This is a genomic window from Bradyrhizobium sp. 179, assembly GCF_023073535.1.
GTDB lineage: Bacteria > Pseudomonadota > Alphaproteobacteria > Rhizobiales > Xanthobacteraceae > Bradyrhizobium.
On sequence record NZ_JADPJR010000157.1, the window covers coordinates 90070 to 104974 of the forward strand.

A 14905-nucleotide genomic window follows, 5' to 3' on the forward strand; every position below is an offset into this window, starting at 1 on the left:
GGTTGGCGGGGACTGGCGATTCGAGATCTCGGAGGAAGACCCGCGGAGAAGTCGTGATGGCTAAAGGTACGGTCAAGTGGTTCAACCCGACGAAGGGTTATGGATTTATCCAGCCTGCGTCGGGTGGCAAGGATGTGTTCGTGCATATCTCGGCAGTGCAGAAGGCGGGTCTGTCCACACTTAACGAGGGACAGACGGTGGAATACGAAGAGATCGCAAACCGGGGCAAGACCTCCGCAGAGAACCTCAAAGTATAAGCCCGCGTCAGCCTTTGCTGCCTCCCGGATCCGTCCGGGAGCTGGGCCAAGAAAAATTTCAGAAGACGGCCAGTGCATTCGACGACAGGCGTTGCGATTGCACAAGGACAGCTATTTTTCCCGTGAAGACCGCTCATCCAACGCCACAGCAATGACAATCGCGACGGCATTTCGTCAGCCCACCGGCAACGGTGCGTCGCGCTTGATCTCCTCCATCACCGCATAGGTCCGCGTCTCCCGCACGCCCGGCATCGACAGCAGGGTCTGGCCTAGGAAACGTCGATAGGCGGTCATGTCTGCCAGCCGCGCCTTGACAAGATAGTCGAAGCCGCCGGCAACCATATGACATTCCAGCACCTCAGGCGCCAGCTTCACTGCGCGCGCAAAACGCTCGAAATTGTCGGGCGTGGTCTTGTCGAGCAGGACCTCGACGAACACCAAGAGACCGAGGCCAAGCCGGTGCGGGTTGAGGCGGGCGCCGTAGCCTTCGACAAACCCCTCGCGCTGCAAGCGCTTCAACCGCTCGCCGATCGAGGTCGGCGACAGCCCGATGCGCTCGGCGAGCTCGACATTGGCGATGCGCCCATCCTCCTGCAAGATCGAGAGGATTTTCCGGTCGATTCGGTCAAGTTCCATATCTTACAGGGCCAAATAGCCAATGATCTTCATTTTCTAAGGCAACTTGGCTAAATTGTCTATCGAGCTACGGTAACGCGGGCCTTATCCTGGATTTCAGCCACAGGACACGCCATGCCGAACATCCCACCGCCCTTCTCCGCGCGCTACGCGGCCGATGATAGCGAGATTGCCGCCCGCCTCTTGCCGGCGTCGCATCTCAGCCCGCTGCAGGAGGCGCGGATCGACCGCACCGCGACGCGGCTGATCGAGGCGATCCGCAAGCGCGACGACCGGCTCGGTGGGGTCGAGGACATGCTGCGGGAATTCGCGCTCTCGACCAAGGAGGGGCTCGCTTTGATGGTGCTGGCCGAGGCGCTGCTGCGCGTGCCCGATGCGCGCACCGCCGACCAGTTCATCGAGGACAAGCTCGGCGAGGGCGACTTCATCCATCACGAAACCAAGTCCACCGCCTTCCTGGTCAATGCCTCGGCCTGGGCGCTCGGCCTCTCGGCACGGGTGATCCAGCCCGGCGAGACGCCTGACGGCACCATCGGCCGGCTGGTGAAGCGGCTGGGGGCGCCCGCCGTGCGCACCGCCACGCGCCAGGCGATGCGGCTGATGGGCAATCATTTCGTGCTGGGGGAGACGATCGAGCAGGCCCTCGAGCGCGGCCGGCCGCGCTCCGGCCAGAAGCCGCGCTATTCCTTCGACATGCTCGGCGAAGGCGCACGCACGGCGGCGGACGCCAAGCGCTATTTCGAGGCCTATGCGCGCGCGATCGAGAGCATCGGCAAGACCGCGGGCAACCATCCCCTGCCCGATCGGCCCGGCATCTCGGTCAAGCTCTCGGCATTGCATCCGCGCTTCGAGGCGATCAGCCGCGAACGCGTGATGCGCGAACTGGTGCCGCTGCTGCTGGACCTCGCGCAGCGCGCCAAAGCCCATGATTTGAACTTCACCGTCGATGCCGAGGAAGCCGACCGGCTGGAGCTGTCGCTCGACGTGATCGCGGCAACACTCGCCGATGCCTCGCTGAGCGGCTGGGACGGATTTGGCCTGGCGATCCAGGCTTATCAGAAGCGCGCGAGCGCGGTGATCGACTATGTCGATGCGCTGGCCCGCGCGCATGAGCGCAAGCTGATGGTGCGGCTGGTGAAGGGGGCCTATTGGGACACCGAGATCAAGCGTGCACAGGAGCGCGGGCTCGACGGTTATCCCGTGTTCACGCGCAAGGCGATGACGGACCTGAACTACGTCGCCTGCGCTTCGAAGCTGCTGGCATTGAGGCCGCGCATCTTCCCGCAATTCGCCACCCATAATGCGCTAACCGTCGCGACTGTGCTGGAGCTTGCGCAAGGCAGTGGCGGCTTCGAATTCCAGCGCCTGCATGGCATGGGCGAAGCGCTGTACGAGCAGCTTGCCAAGGACCATGCTGACATCGCCTACCGCACCTATGCGCCTGTCGGCAGCCATCGCGACCTGCTCGCTTATCTGGTGCGACGACTGCTCGAGAACGGCGCCAATTCCTCCTTCGTGGCGCAGGCCGCTGATTATCGCGTGCCGGTGTCGGCGCTGTTGCAGCGTCCGGCCGATGCCATCGAGCGTCCGCAACAGGCGGTTCATCCCAGGATTCCGCTGCCCCGCGGTCTCTTTGCGCCGGAGCGCCGCAATTCGCGCGGGGTCGAATTCGGTGAGCGTGCCGCACTCGACCAGCTGCTGGCCGACATCAGGGCCGAGGCGATCGATCTCAAGCCCATCCCCGATGCCACACCGGATCGGGCCAACGCAGCGGTGACTGCCGCGCGCGCCGGCTTTGTCGCCTGGAGCCGGACGCCGGCGGCTGCGCGCGCGGCGGCGCTGGAGCAGGCTGCGCATCTTTTGGAAAGCCGCAGGGCCCATTTCATCGCGCTGCTGCAAGCCGAGGGCGGCAAGACGCTGGACGACGCGCTGTCGGAGCTGCGCGAGGCCGCCGATTTCTGCCGCTATTATGCCGCGCAGGGCCGCAAATTGTTCGGCGTTGACGCCGCCATGCCCGGCCCGACCGGCGAGAGCAATGCGCTCGCTATGCGCGGCCGCGGTGTCTTCGTCGCGATCTCGCCGTGGAATTTTCCGCTCGCGATCTTCCTCGGCCAGGTCACAGCGGCGCTGATGGCCGGCAACAGCGTTGTCGCAAAGCCTGCCGAGCAGACGCCGCGCATCGCGCGCGAGGCCGTAGCCCTGCTGCACCAGGCTGGCATCCCCAAGAGCGCGCTGCATCTCGTCACCGGCGACGGCCGCATCGGTGCCGTGCTGACCGCGCATGCTGACATCGCGGGAACTGTCTTTACCGGCTCGACCGAGGTCGCTCGCAGCATCAACCGCGAGCTCGCCGCCAAGGACGGACCGATCGTGCCGCTGATCGCGGAGACCGGCGGCACCAACGCCATGATTGCGGACGCGACCGCGCTGCCCGAACAGGTCGCCGACGATGTCGTGACCTCTGCCTTCCGTTCCGCCGGCCAGCGCTGCTCGGCGCTGCGGCTGTTGTTCGTGCAGGAGGACGTCGCCGACCGCATGATCGAGATGATCGCGGGCGCGGCGCGCGAGCTCAGAATCGGCGACCCCAGCGATGTCGCGACCCATGTCGGGCCGGTGATCGATCGCGAGGCCAAGCAGCGTCTCGATGCACACATCGCGCGAATGAAGGGCGAGGCACGGCTGCACTTTGCAGGGCACGCACCGGAGGGCTGCTTCGTCGCGCCGCACATCTTCGAGCTCAAAGAAGCCAGCCAGCTCACCGAGGAGGTGTTTGGGCCGATCCTGCATGTCGTACGCTACCGCGCCGAGAATCTGGAACGGGTCCTGCAAGCGATCGAGCGCACCGGCTACGGCCTCACCCTCGGCGTCCACTCCCGCATCGACGACACTATCGAGGCCATCATCGATCGAGTCCAGGTCGGCAACATCTACGTCAACCGCAACATGATCGGCGCCGTCGTCGGCGTGCAGCCGTTTGGTGGCAATGGCCTGTCCGGAACTGGCCCCAAGGCCGGCGGCCCGCACTATCTCGCGCGCTTTGCGACCGAGCAGACCGTGACCATCAACACCGCGGCGGCCGGCGGCAATGCTGCGTTGCTTGCGGGGGAGGAGTGAGGCCCTGCAGCGGGCGCCGTTGCATCCTGCCGAAACATCGGTCTAATGCTCCCACGAGGCGCCCGCGCCAATTCCAGCGCGCGGGAAACGACAAGAGCGAGGGAGCAACGCCGCGATGGAAAAGGGCATCTTTGCCGGGCTGAAGGTTCTGGACTGCGCGAGCTTCATCGCAGCGCCCGCGGCCGCGACCGTGCTGTCGGATTTCGGCGCCGACGTCGTCAAGATCGAGCCGCCCGGCACTGGGGATCCCTACCGCAATCTGCCGAACCTTCCGGGCTATCCGACCGGTGAGCACAATTTCGCCTGGCTGCTGGAGGCGCGCAACAAAAAGAGCATCGCGCTCGACCTCTCCAAGCCGGAAGCGCAGGCCGTGCTCTATAAGCTGGTGGCGGAGGCCGACGTCTTCATCACCAATATGCCGCCGCCGGTGCGCGCCAAGCTCGGCATCACCTATGACCACCTCGCCCATCTCAACGACCGGCTGATCTACGCCTCCTTCACCGGCTATGGCGAGAAGGGCGAGGAAGCCAACAAGCCCGGCTTCGACAGCAATGCCTATTGGGCGCGCTCCGGCCTGATGGACCTCGTCCGCGCCGATACCGACACGACACCGGCCCGCTCCGTCGCCGGCATGGGCGACCATCCCTGCGCCATGGCCTTCTATGGCGCCATCGTCACCGCGCTGTATCAGCGCGAGAAGACCGGCAAGGGCTCGCATGTCGCTTCCAATCTGATGGCCAATGGCGTCTGGGCCGCGAGCGTGCTGGCGCAGGCGAAACTCTGCGGCGCCAAGTTCGGCGAGCGGCGCCCGCGCGAGCGCGCGCTGAACGCGGTGGCCAACCACTACCAGTGCAAGGACGGCCGCTGGCTGATCCTGTCCCTGCTCAACGAGGAGCGGCAGTGGCCGACGCTGGCGCGCTGCCTCGGGCGCGAGGACTTGATCGACGATCCGCGCTTCGTCACCAAGGCCGACCGCCACGCCCGCTCGGTCGAGCTGATCAAGATTCTGGACGACACCTTCGCCACCAAGGATCTCGCCGAATGGCGCAGGATCCTCGACGGCAATGGCCTCGTGTTCGGCGTCGTTGCCATTCTCGACGACATCCCCAACGACAAGCAAATGCTCGACAATGAGGTTCTGGTGCCGTTCGAGAACGACACCATGCTCACCATCAACAGCCCGATCTGGATCGACGGCGCCAGGAAGGTGCAGCCGCGCAAGCCGCCCGCTGTCGGCGAGCACAGTGACGAGATTTTGCGCAAGGCGGGATACGACGAGGCGGCGATCAAGCAGCTGCGGGGTTCGGGGGCGGTGGGTTAGGAGCCGCACTCGCACGGCATCGTCATCGCGAGCGCTGCGAAGCAATCCAGAATCCCCCCGCGGATGCATTGCTGGATTGTTTCGCTATGCTCGCAATGACGGCGCGAGACCGTCTCGGTATAATGATCGGCAGCGCATCCCGTCTGCCTGCGAGGTCCCATGCCCAGCTACCGCCTGCACTACTTCCCCGAATCCGGCAACAGCTACAAGCTGGCGCTGATGCTGACGCTTTGCGGCGAGAAATTCGAGCCGGTCTGGACCGATTTCGGCGGCGGCGTCACGCGCACCGCGGAATGGCGCAGGGCGGTGAACCCGATGGGTGAGATCCCCGTGCTCGAAATCAACGGCGTGAAGATGACGCAGACCGCGCCGCTCCTGCTCAAGCTTGCCGATCAGTACGGGCGCTTTGGCGCTGATACGGACGAGGAAAAATTCGAGCTGTTGCGCTGGCTGTTCTGGGACAACCACAAGCTCACCGGCTACATGGCGACCTATCGCTTCATGCGCGCCTTCACCGCCAAAAACGATCCGCAGGTGCTCAAGCATTTTCGCCGACGGCTCGAGGACTTCCTCGGCATCCTCGATGAACACCTCCAGCACAATGAATTCGCGATCGGCGCAAAGCCGACGGTCGCCGATATCTCGATGATGGCCTATCTGCATTATCCGAGTGACGAGCACGGCTTCGACTTCGCGGCGAGCCATCCGGCCATCCACGCCTGGCTCGGCCGCATGGCCGCACTGCCCGGCTGGAAGCCGGCCTATGAACTGCTGCCAGGAAAACGGATGACGAATTACGCCAAGTGAGGGCGCCGACTACCGCACGGCCAGCCAGCCGAGCGTAAACAGGATCCCGCCGATGATGACCACCATCGCGACCGCCCAGGTGCTAACGCGGATGCTGCCGGTGACCTGCTTGGCTTCCTCGTTGTGCGCAATCTCGCGATTGCGCTCCTTGTTGGCTTCGCTCGGATCCGTCATGGGTCATCCAAATCGGTTTAGCGCGTCTTGATGAAGCACATGCCGATGCGGCGCGAGGCCGCAGCAGCCTGACAGGTAAGGCCTTTAGCACAGCTCCATGACGTAAAACTCTTGTCCGTCGTTCCCGATCCCGCATTTTGCAGGGAACAATGCGCGCCCCAGCCGTCCTGATATTCGGTCCCGGCCAGTTCGTGGCCACCGCGGGTCTGTGGCCGGCTGGCAAATCCGCGTGAGAAATCGGGACGTTTGCCCGCGGCGAATGCGGTCAGGATGTCGCGGCGGCGGAGCTGGTCGCCGAAGAAATGCGGCGAGGCCGGCACGTTGGCGGAGTTGGAGGACTTGTCCGCAAGCCAATCCACGCCCGGGAAATGGAAGCCTCCGATGCCGCGGGTCTGGTGGCAGCCGGCACAAGTGACGTCGTTGAGACGGCGCTGAAAGCCCGCGGCCGAGCGGACGTTCTGCAGCTCGATGCCGCGCGCGGCAGCCTGGTTCAAGGCACCGACCACATCGTCATCGCCGAAAACGGGAACGTCGCTGCCCTCCCCTTTTCCTTCTCCTTGCATCATGCCGAACTCTGGCTGCAACACCGAGGCATCGAGCCCGGCAGGTGTCGGCACCACCGCAGATGTCGCCAGGAATTTTTCCGGGATCAGCACCGTGCCGCGATCGAACTCGCGCAGGTTTTCGGGCGCGAGCAGCCAATCCCTGAACTCGCGCCGAAGCGCATCGTCGGCAAGGATTCGGTCGCGGTCGATTTGGTTCTCCAGCGTCGCTTCCTCGAACGTTTTCCTCGCAGCGTCGTACTTGAACACCTTGAGCAGATAGTCGGAGCGAAAATCGTGCAGCGCCGATTTCGGCGCGATGGAGACCTGGATGTTAGTCTCGATGCGGTCGAGCATGGCAGGCGAGGAGCGACTGCCGATCAACTCCTGCCAGTCGCCATTGTCGAGCCAGCGGCGCGCGATCTCGGCGCAGGTGACGCGATTGTTCCCGTCCGTCTGGCGCGCGTCGCGCGCCTTCATCACCAGATTGAGCGTCATCGGCAGGCGCGTTGCGGTGTTGCCGCCCTCCGGCCTGCTCTCGTAACGCGCGAGACGGTAGATCAGCCGGATCTCGCCGCAGGACTCTTCCGAGACATAGGCGCGGTCCATACGGTTGACGATGCCGGCCAGCACGAAACGCGTGTCGGGCGATTTCAGATTGGCTCGGTCGAACAATTGCACGTCAAAGCCCTCGCCGACGCCGATGGTCTCGCCCGGGTATGTCGCCTTGTACCGAGCGATGTAGCGGTCCAATTCCGCATCGATCGCCGGCGGAATCGCTTTGAGCTGCGGCAACGACGAGAACAGCAGGTCCGTCGTGAGCGGAACGTCGGCGTTCCGTTCCGGCTTTAGCAGGCTCACGATCGTGAGAGCATCGCTCTGATCGAGCCGGCGCAACAGATCAGGATCGGTGATCGCCGTGCCGCGCGTCAATTGCGCGCTCTCCGCCGCGGAAAGCGAGACGACACCGCCAAAGAATGCGGCGGCGGCAACGACAATTCGCAAGGCGCGGCTCATGCCCCAAGTAACACCGCGCCGACCAGCCTATTCAAGCAAAAAGGCGTCTCACGCGGTGGTGAAGCGCCTTTTCGAAGGCCGGATAGAGGGCTCAACGCGCGACGATCAGGCCCTTGCTGGTGACGACCACCCAGCGGCCGTCCTGGCGGCGGATCGCATCGACGCGGCCGACGCCGGGGATGGGATCGCCGGGATATACCTCGTAGAGGCCGTCGCGGCCTTCGATCAGCGCGCCGCCATTGGCTGCGTTGCGCAGCCTCCAGCCTTCGATCGTCGGCAGGCGGCCGACCTCGGTCTTGGGCGCGGCGGGTGCCGGCGCAGCTGCGGCGGTCGCAACCTGGGCCGGCGCGATCGAGCCGGTGGTCTCCTTGGCGGGCGCGGCAGCTGCGGCCTGCGCAAGGGCCGCTGGCGGCGCGGCGCGGAGTTTGTCGACGGTCTCCGACAGTTTTGCGATCTTGGCCAACGGCTCGGCCTGCGCCTTCTCGAGCTTGTCGAGGCGGTCGTTGGTCCGGTTGAACTGACTGACGTCGGTCTTGGAGGAGCGCTCGACATTGGCCTTCAGCGCGACGAGGTCGGCATCGATCCGAGCGACGGAAGCGTCCAGCGCGCTGGTATCGGCGACCTGTACCGGCGCCGGGGCCGGGCCGGCAAAGTGCATCATCCCGGCGGTCGCGAGCGCGCCGCTGATCGCGCCGACGCAAGCAGCGATCGCCACCACCGCAGCCATCGCCGACAGGCGGCGCTTGCCGCCGGTTTCGCGCGGCTCCTCCGCCTTCACATGCGGGGCAAAGTCCTCGCGATCCCAGGAGCGTTCCGAAGGTGCCATTACAATCAGCTTGCCGGGCTCGGGCTTGGGTTCAGTCCTGGACTCAGCTTTGGACTGAGCCTTGGGTTCAGTCTTGGATTCGAACTTCGGCACCTTGATCCTTGATGCCTCGATTTTTGGCGGCTCGATCTTGACCGGGTCGGCTTTGGGCGGCGCCTCGTGGTCAGGGGCGATCGAGGGGGCGTCGATCCCGGCGGCCTCGACGGTCTGCGACGCGGTCGCTGCGGCTTCGACGGCGCCATGATCCAGGGCGGCCTGCTCGGGCATTGGTTCGCTCACGGCTCAAATACTCCAGTCTAGGTTGACCTTTTGGTAACTTTCATTGCTTGCGAAATCCTTACCTCGGGACCCGCTTACCGAAGTTTTAGGAACTCGTCCGAGGCCGAATTTGGCCGGGAAAGTGGAACCGGCGTGGCGGCGTGCAACAAATTGTCAGCGGAGGCGGCATTGGGGCGCATTGCGCCCGTAGGATTCATTCGCGAGGCAGGGCGCCTCTCCGACGTGGTCCTGGCCTTGGCCAAGACCAGCGAGATCACATCACCACGGGCGCATCCGGCAGCTCGTTCGAATGCGGTCTTTGCGGCGGGAAATGCCGCGCCAGCTCGCGCGACACGGCCTCAATGCCCGCGATCACGCCGCGTTCGAACTGGCCCGCCCTGAACTCGGTCTCCATCGCGCGGCAGATGCTCTCCCAGCGCTCGGCTCCAACCCTCGCGTCGATGCCGCGGTCGGCGACGATCTCGACGTCGCGGTCGGCGAGCAGGAGGTAGATGAGAACGCCGTTGTTGTGCTCGGTGTCCCAGATGCGCAGATGCGAGAACATGTCGAGCGCGCGCGCGCGCGCCGGCTGGTTGCGGAACAGCGGCGCACCATCGAGCGCGCCTTCGACGACGAAGCGGACCTGGCCGGAATGGGTGGCTTCGCCCCGCTTGATCGCCTGCTCGATGCGGTCGAGCACGGCCTGCGGAAAAATCCGCTTCGCCCGCCAATGATGCTGCACGAGGTGCCTGGTGATGCGCTTGATGCTCATGACCTACCAACTCCCCGAGGCGCCGCCGCCGCCAAAACTGCCCCCGCCGCCGCTGAAGCTATCATCGCTGCTCGACGATCCGCTGCTCCAACCGCCTCCCGATGAGCCGCTCGACCATGAGCCGCCGCGCGAGCGGCCCGTGCCTGGCGTTGCCGCCGAAAACAGATCGGCGATAAACCCGATGATAAAGCCGAGTACGCCGACCGCCGCGGCGAGCGCGGCAGAGCCGAGGATGAGCCAAGTCACCGCGGCAATGATGCCGCCGGTCACCAATGATCCGAGCAGCCGCCCCAGCATCGCGCGGAAGACCCCGCCGATGCCTATGGAAGCGAATAGCGCCACGGCAAATGCCGGCACGAGATCGTCCAGATTGTGGGCGAAGTTGACGCTGCGCGAGGGTGACGGCAACGGCTCGCCATCGATGACCCGCATCATGCGATCGACACCATCCGAGATGCCACCGCTGAAATTGCCGGTCCTGAATTTCGGCGTGATGACTTCATCGATGATCCGCCTCGAAGTGACGTCGGTGAGCACGCCTTCGAGGCCATAGCCGACCTCGATGCGCAAATGCCGGTCGTTCTTGGCGACGATGAGGATGGCGCCGTCGTCAACCTTCTTGCGTCCGATCTTCCAGGCCTCGGCAACGCGGATCGAGAACTGCTCGATCGTCTCCGGCTGTGTGGTCGGCACGATCAGGACGGCGAGCTGGCTGCCCTTCCGATTCTCGAAGTCGCGCAGCTTTTGCGACAGCGTAGCGATCTCGGCGCTCGAGAGCGTGCCGGTCTGGTCAACCACGCGGCCGGTCAGTTGGGGGATGGCGATGTCTGCGTGGGCGGGGAGCGCGAAGGCGAAAAGAAGTGCGACGGCGAGAACAAACGACGAGAAGACCGAAAGGGCCCACCACACCCTCGCTGTCATCGCCCGGCTTGCCGTCTTCGCTGACGCTTCGCCGGCCCAATACCGAGGTGCCCGGCGAAGCCCTTGGCGGAGCCGGGACCGGGCGATCCAGTATTCCAGAGACGCAGGCGAGATACGGAGAGGCCGCGGCGTACTGGATTCCCCGCTTTCGCGGGGAATGAGAGCGGTGATTGAGACTTGGCGCATTCGCGAAACGACGCGCCTACTTCGACGGCGCCGGCGCCGGGTTGAAGTCCACCTTCGGCGCGGTCGAGATCTCTTTCTCGTTCTCGACCGAGAAATTCGGCTTCTCCTTGTAGCCGAATGCCATCGCGGTGAGGTTGGTCGGGAACGATCGGACCGTGACGTTGTACTCCTGCACGGCCTTGATGTAGCGGTTTCGCGCCACAGTGATGCGGTTCTCGGTGCCTTCGAGCTGCGACATCAGATCCTTGAACAGGGCATCCGATTTGAGCTGCGGATAATTCTCGGTGACGACGAGGAGCCGCGACAGCGCGCTGGAGAGCTCGCTTTGGGCGGCCTGGAATTTCTGGAAGGCTGCGGGATCGTTCAGCACCTCCGGCGTTGCCTGGACGCTGCCAACCTTGGCGCGCGCATTGGTGACGCCGAGCAGCACGTCCTTTTCCTGCTGGGCAAACCCCTTCACCGAATTGACCAGATTGGGGACGAGATCGGCGCGGCGCTGATACTGGTTCACGACTTCGGACCAATTGGCCTTGATCTGCTGGTCCTCGCTCTGGATCGCGTTGTAGCCGCAATTGGCCAAGCTCAGCGAGGCCAGCGCTGCCAGCACGGTCAGGATCTTGCGCATCAAATTTCTCCCGGTGGAATCTGGCGCAAGCTACCAGATTGGGCGCGTGAGAAAAGCAGCCGACTGACGCAAGCCTCTTGCCTATCCCTGGACGACATAGTCAACTCGGATAAAACAAGAACGGAAACGGCAAGGGAAAGCGATGAGCTCGTTCGAGACCATCCTCGTGGAGCGGCCGGAGCCGCCGATTGCCCGGATCGTGATGAACCGGCCCGACGCGCGCAACGCGCAAAACCTGCAAATGACCTATGACCTCAACGCCGCCTTCGATGCGGCCGTGCAGGACGACGCGGTCAAGGTGATCATCCTGGCCGGCAACGGTCCGCACTTTTCGTCCGGGCATGATCTGCGTCCCGGGGCTAAAAATGCCGCGGGCGTCGATTTTCCGCCGATCGGAAATTGGGGTGGCTTTGCCGAGCCCAATGCTCACGGCCGCTTCGCGCGCGAGCAGGAGATCTATCTCCAGATCACGCGGCGCTGGCGCAACCTCGCCAAGCCGACCATCGCCGAAGTGCACGGCAAGTGCATCGCCGGCGGGCTGATGCTGGCCTGGGCCTGCGACCTCATTATCGCCAGCGACGATGCGCAGTTCTGCGACCCTGTCGTCACCATGGGCGTCTGCGGCGTCGAATGGTTCGTCCATCCCTGGGAGCTCGGCCCACGCAAGGCCAAGGAGTTCCTGTTCACCGCCGATAGCTGGAGCGCCCAGGAGGCGCATCAGCTCGGTATGATCAATCAGGTCGTCCCACGCGCGGAGCTGTCAGCAAGCGTGCTGGCGTTGGCGCGCCGGATCGCGACGAAACCGTCCTTCGCGCTGAAGCTAACCAAGGAGGCCGTCAACCGCTCGGTGGACGTGATGGGCCAGCCTGCCGCGATCGACCAGGCCTTTGCACTGCATCAGCTCTGCCATGCCCACAATCTCCAGGAGTACGGCATGATCGTCGATCCCTCCGGCCTGCATCCCTCGGTGCGCAAGCCGCCGGCGGCGGAGTAGGCACATGGACCTCAATCTCAGTGACGAGCAGCGCCTGCTGCGCGAGAGCGCGGAACGCTTCGTAGCCGAAAGCTACGATGCCGCTCACCGCCGCACGATGGCAAGCGATCCGCTCGGCTTCAGCCCGGCCATCTGGAGGCAGTTCGCCGAGCTCGGCTGGCTGGCGTTGCCGCTTCCCGAAGAGTTCGGTGGGCTCGGCGGCGGGGCGGTCGATGTCGGCATCCTGATGGAAGCCTTAGGCCGCGGGCTGGTGTCGGAGCCCTATGTCGCAACCGTGGTGCTGGGGGCCGCGCTGATCGCTAGATGCGGCACCACGGCGCAAAAGCAGGCGAGCCTGCCCAAGGTCGGCGACGGATCACTGAAGCTCACCTTGGCACATTCCGAGCGCGCGGCGCGGTTCGATCTCGCCAAGGTCGCAACCAGCGCCAACAAGACGTCGCAGGGCTGGCATCTGGCCGGCAAAAAGATCGCGGTGCTCGACGGGCATGCTGCCGACGAGATCATCGTCTCCGCACTCATGCATGACCATCACGGACCTTCGGAACGGATCGGCCTGTTCGTGGTGCCGGCGACGGCACCGGGCCTCACAATCGCCGACTACGCTCGCCTCGGCGGCGGACGCGCCTGCAACATCGAGCTGTCGGACGTGCAGCTTCCCGAAGGCGCCCTGCTTGGCGACGGCAGCGATGCTCTGCCCGCGATCGAATGGGCCGTCGACCGCGCCATGGCTGCGCTAGGTGCGGAAGCCGTCGGCATCATGCAGACGCTGCTCGACACCACGCTCGAATACACCAAGATCCGAAAGCAGTTCGGCCGTCCGCTCTCGGCCAACCAGGTGATCCGCCACCGCCTGGCCGACATGGCGATGCAGGTCGACGAGGCGCGCTCGATGGCGCTGCGCGCCGCACTGAAAGCCGACGCCGAACCCGTTGAGCGCGCGCGGGCTGCGTCGGGTGCGAAGGCCAAGATCGGCAAGTGTGCGCGCTTCGTCGGCGAGCAATCGATCCAGCTCCATGGTGGCATGGGCGTCACCGAGGAGCTCGAGGTCGGCGCCTATTTCAAGCGGCTGGTCGCCTTCGACACGCTGTTCGGCGGCAGCGCGCACCACTATGCCCGCCACGCCCAGCTTGGCCGTACCAAACTGCCGGCCTGATACGAGGAGCGCTTCATGGACCTGTCGTTCAATGCCGAGGAGCGCGCCTTCCAGGACGAGGTGCGCGGCTTCATTGCGAAAAACCTCACCGAGGAGATGAAGCGCGCAACCGCGCTGACGCCCTCGGTGTTCTCCGATCCTGACATCGGCAAGGCCTGGCAGCGCGCGCTGCACCGGCAGGGCTGGGGCGCGCCGGGCTGGCCGGTCGAATATGGCGGGCCGGACTGGACCCCGGCGCAGCGCTGGATCTTCGAGACCGAATGCGCACGCGCCGGCGTGCCGAACGTCAATGTGATGGGCGTGAAGATGGTCGGCCCCGTCATCATCGGCTTCGGCAGCCCCGAGCAGAAGAATTTTTATCTGCCGCGTATTCTCTCAGGTGACGATTATTGGTGTCAGGGCTATTCCGAGCCAGGCTCGGGCTCCGATCTGTCGTCGCTGAAGACGCGCGCGGTGCGCGACGGCGACGACTACATCATCAACGGCACGAAAATCTGGACCACGCATGCCCACCACGCCAACCGCATGTTCGCACTGGTGCGCACCAGCGACGGGCCGCGGCAGCAGGACGGCATCAGCTTCATCCTGATGGACATGAACACGCCTGGTATCACCACGCGCCCGATCCTCACCATCGGCGGCGACCACGAGGTCAACCAGGTGTTCTTCGACGACGTGCGCGTGCCCGTCGCCAACCGCGTCGGCGAGGAAGGCAAGGGCTGGACCTATGGCAAATATCTGCTCGAGTTCGAGCGCGGCTCCGGCATCGCCTCGGCGAAGCTGCGCGAGGGATTGAGGGCGATCGCGGATCTTGCCGGGTCCGACCTCACGGGCCGCGCGATCGACAGTCCTGACATCGCAACGCGCATCTCCGAGGTCGAGGTCGACATCGACGCGCTTGAAATGACCGAGCTGCGCGTGCTCTCGGCGCTGCAGACCGGACAAAATCCCGGCGCGGTGTCGTCGATCCTGAAGCTGCGCAACAGCGAAATCCGGCAAGCCGTGACGCGATTAGGGGCCGACGTGATCGGTCACGACGCCCTCGCGGTGGAGCCGATGCGGCCGCTCTACAGGCTCAACCACGAGCCGCCGGTCCCGGAGGAGATGCTGACGGTGATCCCGGAATATCTCAACGGGCGAGCATATACGATCTTCGGCGGCACCTCGGAGATCCAGCGCGACATCATCGCGAAGATGATGCTGGGGATTTGAATCTGGCTTCGTAGCCCAGATGGAGCCCCTTGCTCCGTGTGTCGTCCCCGCGGAGGCGGGGATCCATAACCACAGCGAGAGGTGGTTACG

The 14905-nt window shown here is 64.8% G+C and carries 14 protein-coding genes; 7 read left to right on the top strand and 7 right to left on the bottom strand.

Translation table 11 applies throughout. The features are described 5' to 3' along the window. Positions 1–56: 56 nt before the first annotated feature. Entirely contained in the window at positions 57–257 is a 201-nt protein-coding gene (locus IVB12_RS35895) for a cold-shock protein (RefSeq protein ID WP_008563500.1), read from the top strand. A gap of 174 nt (positions 258–431) precedes the next feature. On the opposite strand, the gene IVB12_RS35900 is transcribed toward IVB12_RS35895, so the two are convergent. Then, positions 432–893, bottom strand: a complete 462-nt coding sequence (locus IVB12_RS35900) for an Lrp/AsnC ligand binding domain-containing protein (RefSeq protein ID WP_247307297.1) — start codon at positions 891–893, stop codon at positions 432–434. Between the two features lie 114 nt (positions 894–1007). Between IVB12_RS35900 and putA the strand changes: the two genes are divergently transcribed. The 3 genes from putA (at position 1008) to IVB12_RS35915 (ending at position 6135) form a co-directional block, all read left to right on the top strand. Further along, positions 1008–4007, top strand: a complete 3000-nt coding sequence (gene putA / locus IVB12_RS35905; protein ID WP_247307300.1) for a bifunctional proline dehydrogenase/L-glutamate gamma-semialdehyde dehydrogenase PutA — start codon at positions 1008–1010, stop codon at positions 4005–4007. 115 nt (positions 4008–4122) lie between these two features. Then, positions 4123–5328: a CoA transferase gene (locus IVB12_RS35910; protein ID WP_247307302.1), complete on the top strand. Its 1206-nt coding sequence runs from the start codon at positions 4123–4125 to the stop codon at positions 5326–5328. A gap of 159 nt (positions 5329–5487) precedes the next feature. Beyond that, positions 5488–6135 carry a glutathione S-transferase family protein gene (locus IVB12_RS35915; protein WP_247307304.1) on the top strand — a complete coding sequence of 216 codons (648 nt, stop codon included), beginning with the start codon at positions 5488–5490 and terminating at the stop codon, positions 6133–6135. Positions 6136–6144: 9 nt separating this feature from the next. Here the strand turns inward: IVB12_RS35915 and IVB12_RS35920 are convergent, their stop codons facing one another. The 6 genes from IVB12_RS35920 to IVB12_RS35945 all read right to left on the bottom strand — a co-directional run bounded on the left by IVB12_RS35920 (position 6145) and on the right by IVB12_RS35945 (position 11456). Continuing rightward, on the bottom strand, positions 6145–6309 hold the full coding sequence (locus tag IVB12_RS35920; RefSeq protein WP_247307306.1) for a hypothetical protein: 165 nt from the start codon (positions 6307–6309) through the stop codon (positions 6145–6147). Positions 6310–6326: 17 nt separating this feature from the next. Next, on the bottom strand, positions 6327–7868 hold the full coding sequence (locus tag IVB12_RS35925) for a hypothetical protein (protein WP_247307309.1): 1542 nt from the start codon (positions 7866–7868) through the stop codon (positions 6327–6329). 91 nt (positions 7869–7959) lie between these two features. Beyond that, entirely contained in the window at positions 7960–8961 is a 1002-nt protein-coding gene (locus tag IVB12_RS35930) for a hypothetical protein (protein WP_247307589.1), read from the bottom strand. Between the two features lie 265 nt (positions 8962–9226). Next, positions 9227–9724 (bottom strand): TPM domain-containing protein, encoded by a 498-nt coding sequence (locus IVB12_RS35935; protein WP_247307312.1) that lies wholly within the window; start codon positions 9722–9724, stop codon positions 9227–9229. Positions 9725–9727: 3 nt separating this feature from the next. Continuing rightward, positions 9728–10645 carry a YgcG family protein gene (locus IVB12_RS35940; RefSeq protein ID WP_247307314.1) on the bottom strand — a complete coding sequence of 306 codons (918 nt, stop codon included), beginning with the start codon at positions 10643–10645 and terminating at the stop codon, positions 9728–9730. A 202-nt stretch (positions 10646–10847) separates the two neighbouring features. Beyond that, positions 10848–11456, bottom strand: a complete 609-nt coding sequence (locus tag IVB12_RS35945) for a LemA family protein (RefSeq protein ID WP_247307317.1) — start codon at positions 11454–11456, stop codon at positions 10848–10850. A gap of 142 nt (positions 11457–11598) precedes the next feature. Between IVB12_RS35945 and IVB12_RS35950 the strand changes: the two genes are divergently transcribed. From IVB12_RS35950 to IVB12_RS35960, 3 genes are read left to right on the top strand one after another with little or no spacing between them, the layout of a single operon-like run. Further along, on the top strand, positions 11599–12450 hold the full coding sequence (locus tag IVB12_RS35950) for an enoyl-CoA hydratase (protein ID WP_247307321.1): 852 nt from the start codon (positions 11599–11601) through the stop codon (positions 12448–12450). Between the two features lie 4 nt (positions 12451–12454). Continuing rightward, positions 12455–13603, top strand: a complete 1149-nt coding sequence (locus tag IVB12_RS35955) for an acyl-CoA dehydrogenase (RefSeq protein WP_247307324.1) — start codon at positions 12455–12457, stop codon at positions 13601–13603. Positions 13604–13618: 15 nt separating this feature from the next. Next, positions 13619–14815, top strand: coding sequence for an acyl-CoA dehydrogenase family protein (locus IVB12_RS35960; protein ID WP_247307327.1), 1197 nt, complete (start codon positions 13619–13621; stop codon positions 14813–14815). Positions 14816–14905 lie beyond the last annotated feature (90 nt).

Coding starts and splice junctions, on each gene's coding strand:
- IVB12_RS35960 (WP_247307327.1), top strand. CDS start 13,619: ATGGACCTGTCGTTCAATGCCGAGGAGCGCGCCTTCCAGGACGAGGTG.
- IVB12_RS35900 (WP_247307297.1), bottom strand. CDS start 893: ATGGAACTTGACCGAATCGACCGGAAAATCCTCTCGATCTTGCAGGAG.
- IVB12_RS35920 (WP_247307306.1), bottom strand. CDS start 6,309: ATGACGGATCCGAGCGAAGCCAACAAGGAGCGCAATCGCGAGATTGCG.
- IVB12_RS35940 (WP_247307314.1), bottom strand. CDS start 10,645: ATGACAGCGAGGGTGTGGTGGGCCCTTTCGGTCTTCTCGTCGTTTGTT.
- IVB12_RS35930 (WP_247307589.1), bottom strand. CDS start 8,961: ATGCCCGAGCAGGCCGCCCTGGATCATGGCGCCGTCGAAGCCGCAGCG.
- putA (WP_247307300.1), top strand. CDS start 1,008: ATGCCGAACATCCCACCGCCCTTCTCCGCGCGCTACGCGGCCGATGAT.
- IVB12_RS35935 (WP_247307312.1), bottom strand. CDS start 9,724: ATGAGCATCAAGCGCATCACCAGGCACCTCGTGCAGCATCATTGGCGG.
- IVB12_RS35955 (WP_247307324.1), top strand. CDS start 12,455: ATGGACCTCAATCTCAGTGACGAGCAGCGCCTGCTGCGCGAGAGCGCG.
- IVB12_RS35925 (WP_247307309.1), bottom strand. CDS start 7,868: ATGAGCCGCGCCTTGCGAATTGTCGTTGCCGCCGCCGCATTCTTTGGC.
- IVB12_RS35945 (WP_247307317.1), bottom strand. CDS start 11,456: ATGCGCAAGATCCTGACCGTGCTGGCAGCGCTGGCCTCGCTGAGCTTG.
- IVB12_RS35895 (WP_008563500.1), top strand. CDS start 57: ATGGCTAAAGGTACGGTCAAGTGGTTCAACCCGACGAAGGGTTATGGA.
- IVB12_RS35910 (WP_247307302.1), top strand. CDS start 4,123: ATGGAAAAGGGCATCTTTGCCGGGCTGAAGGTTCTGGACTGCGCGAGC.
- IVB12_RS35915 (WP_247307304.1), top strand. CDS start 5,488: ATGCCCAGCTACCGCCTGCACTACTTCCCCGAATCCGGCAACAGCTAC.
- IVB12_RS35950 (WP_247307321.1), top strand. CDS start 11,599: ATGAGCTCGTTCGAGACCATCCTCGTGGAGCGGCCGGAGCCGCCGATT.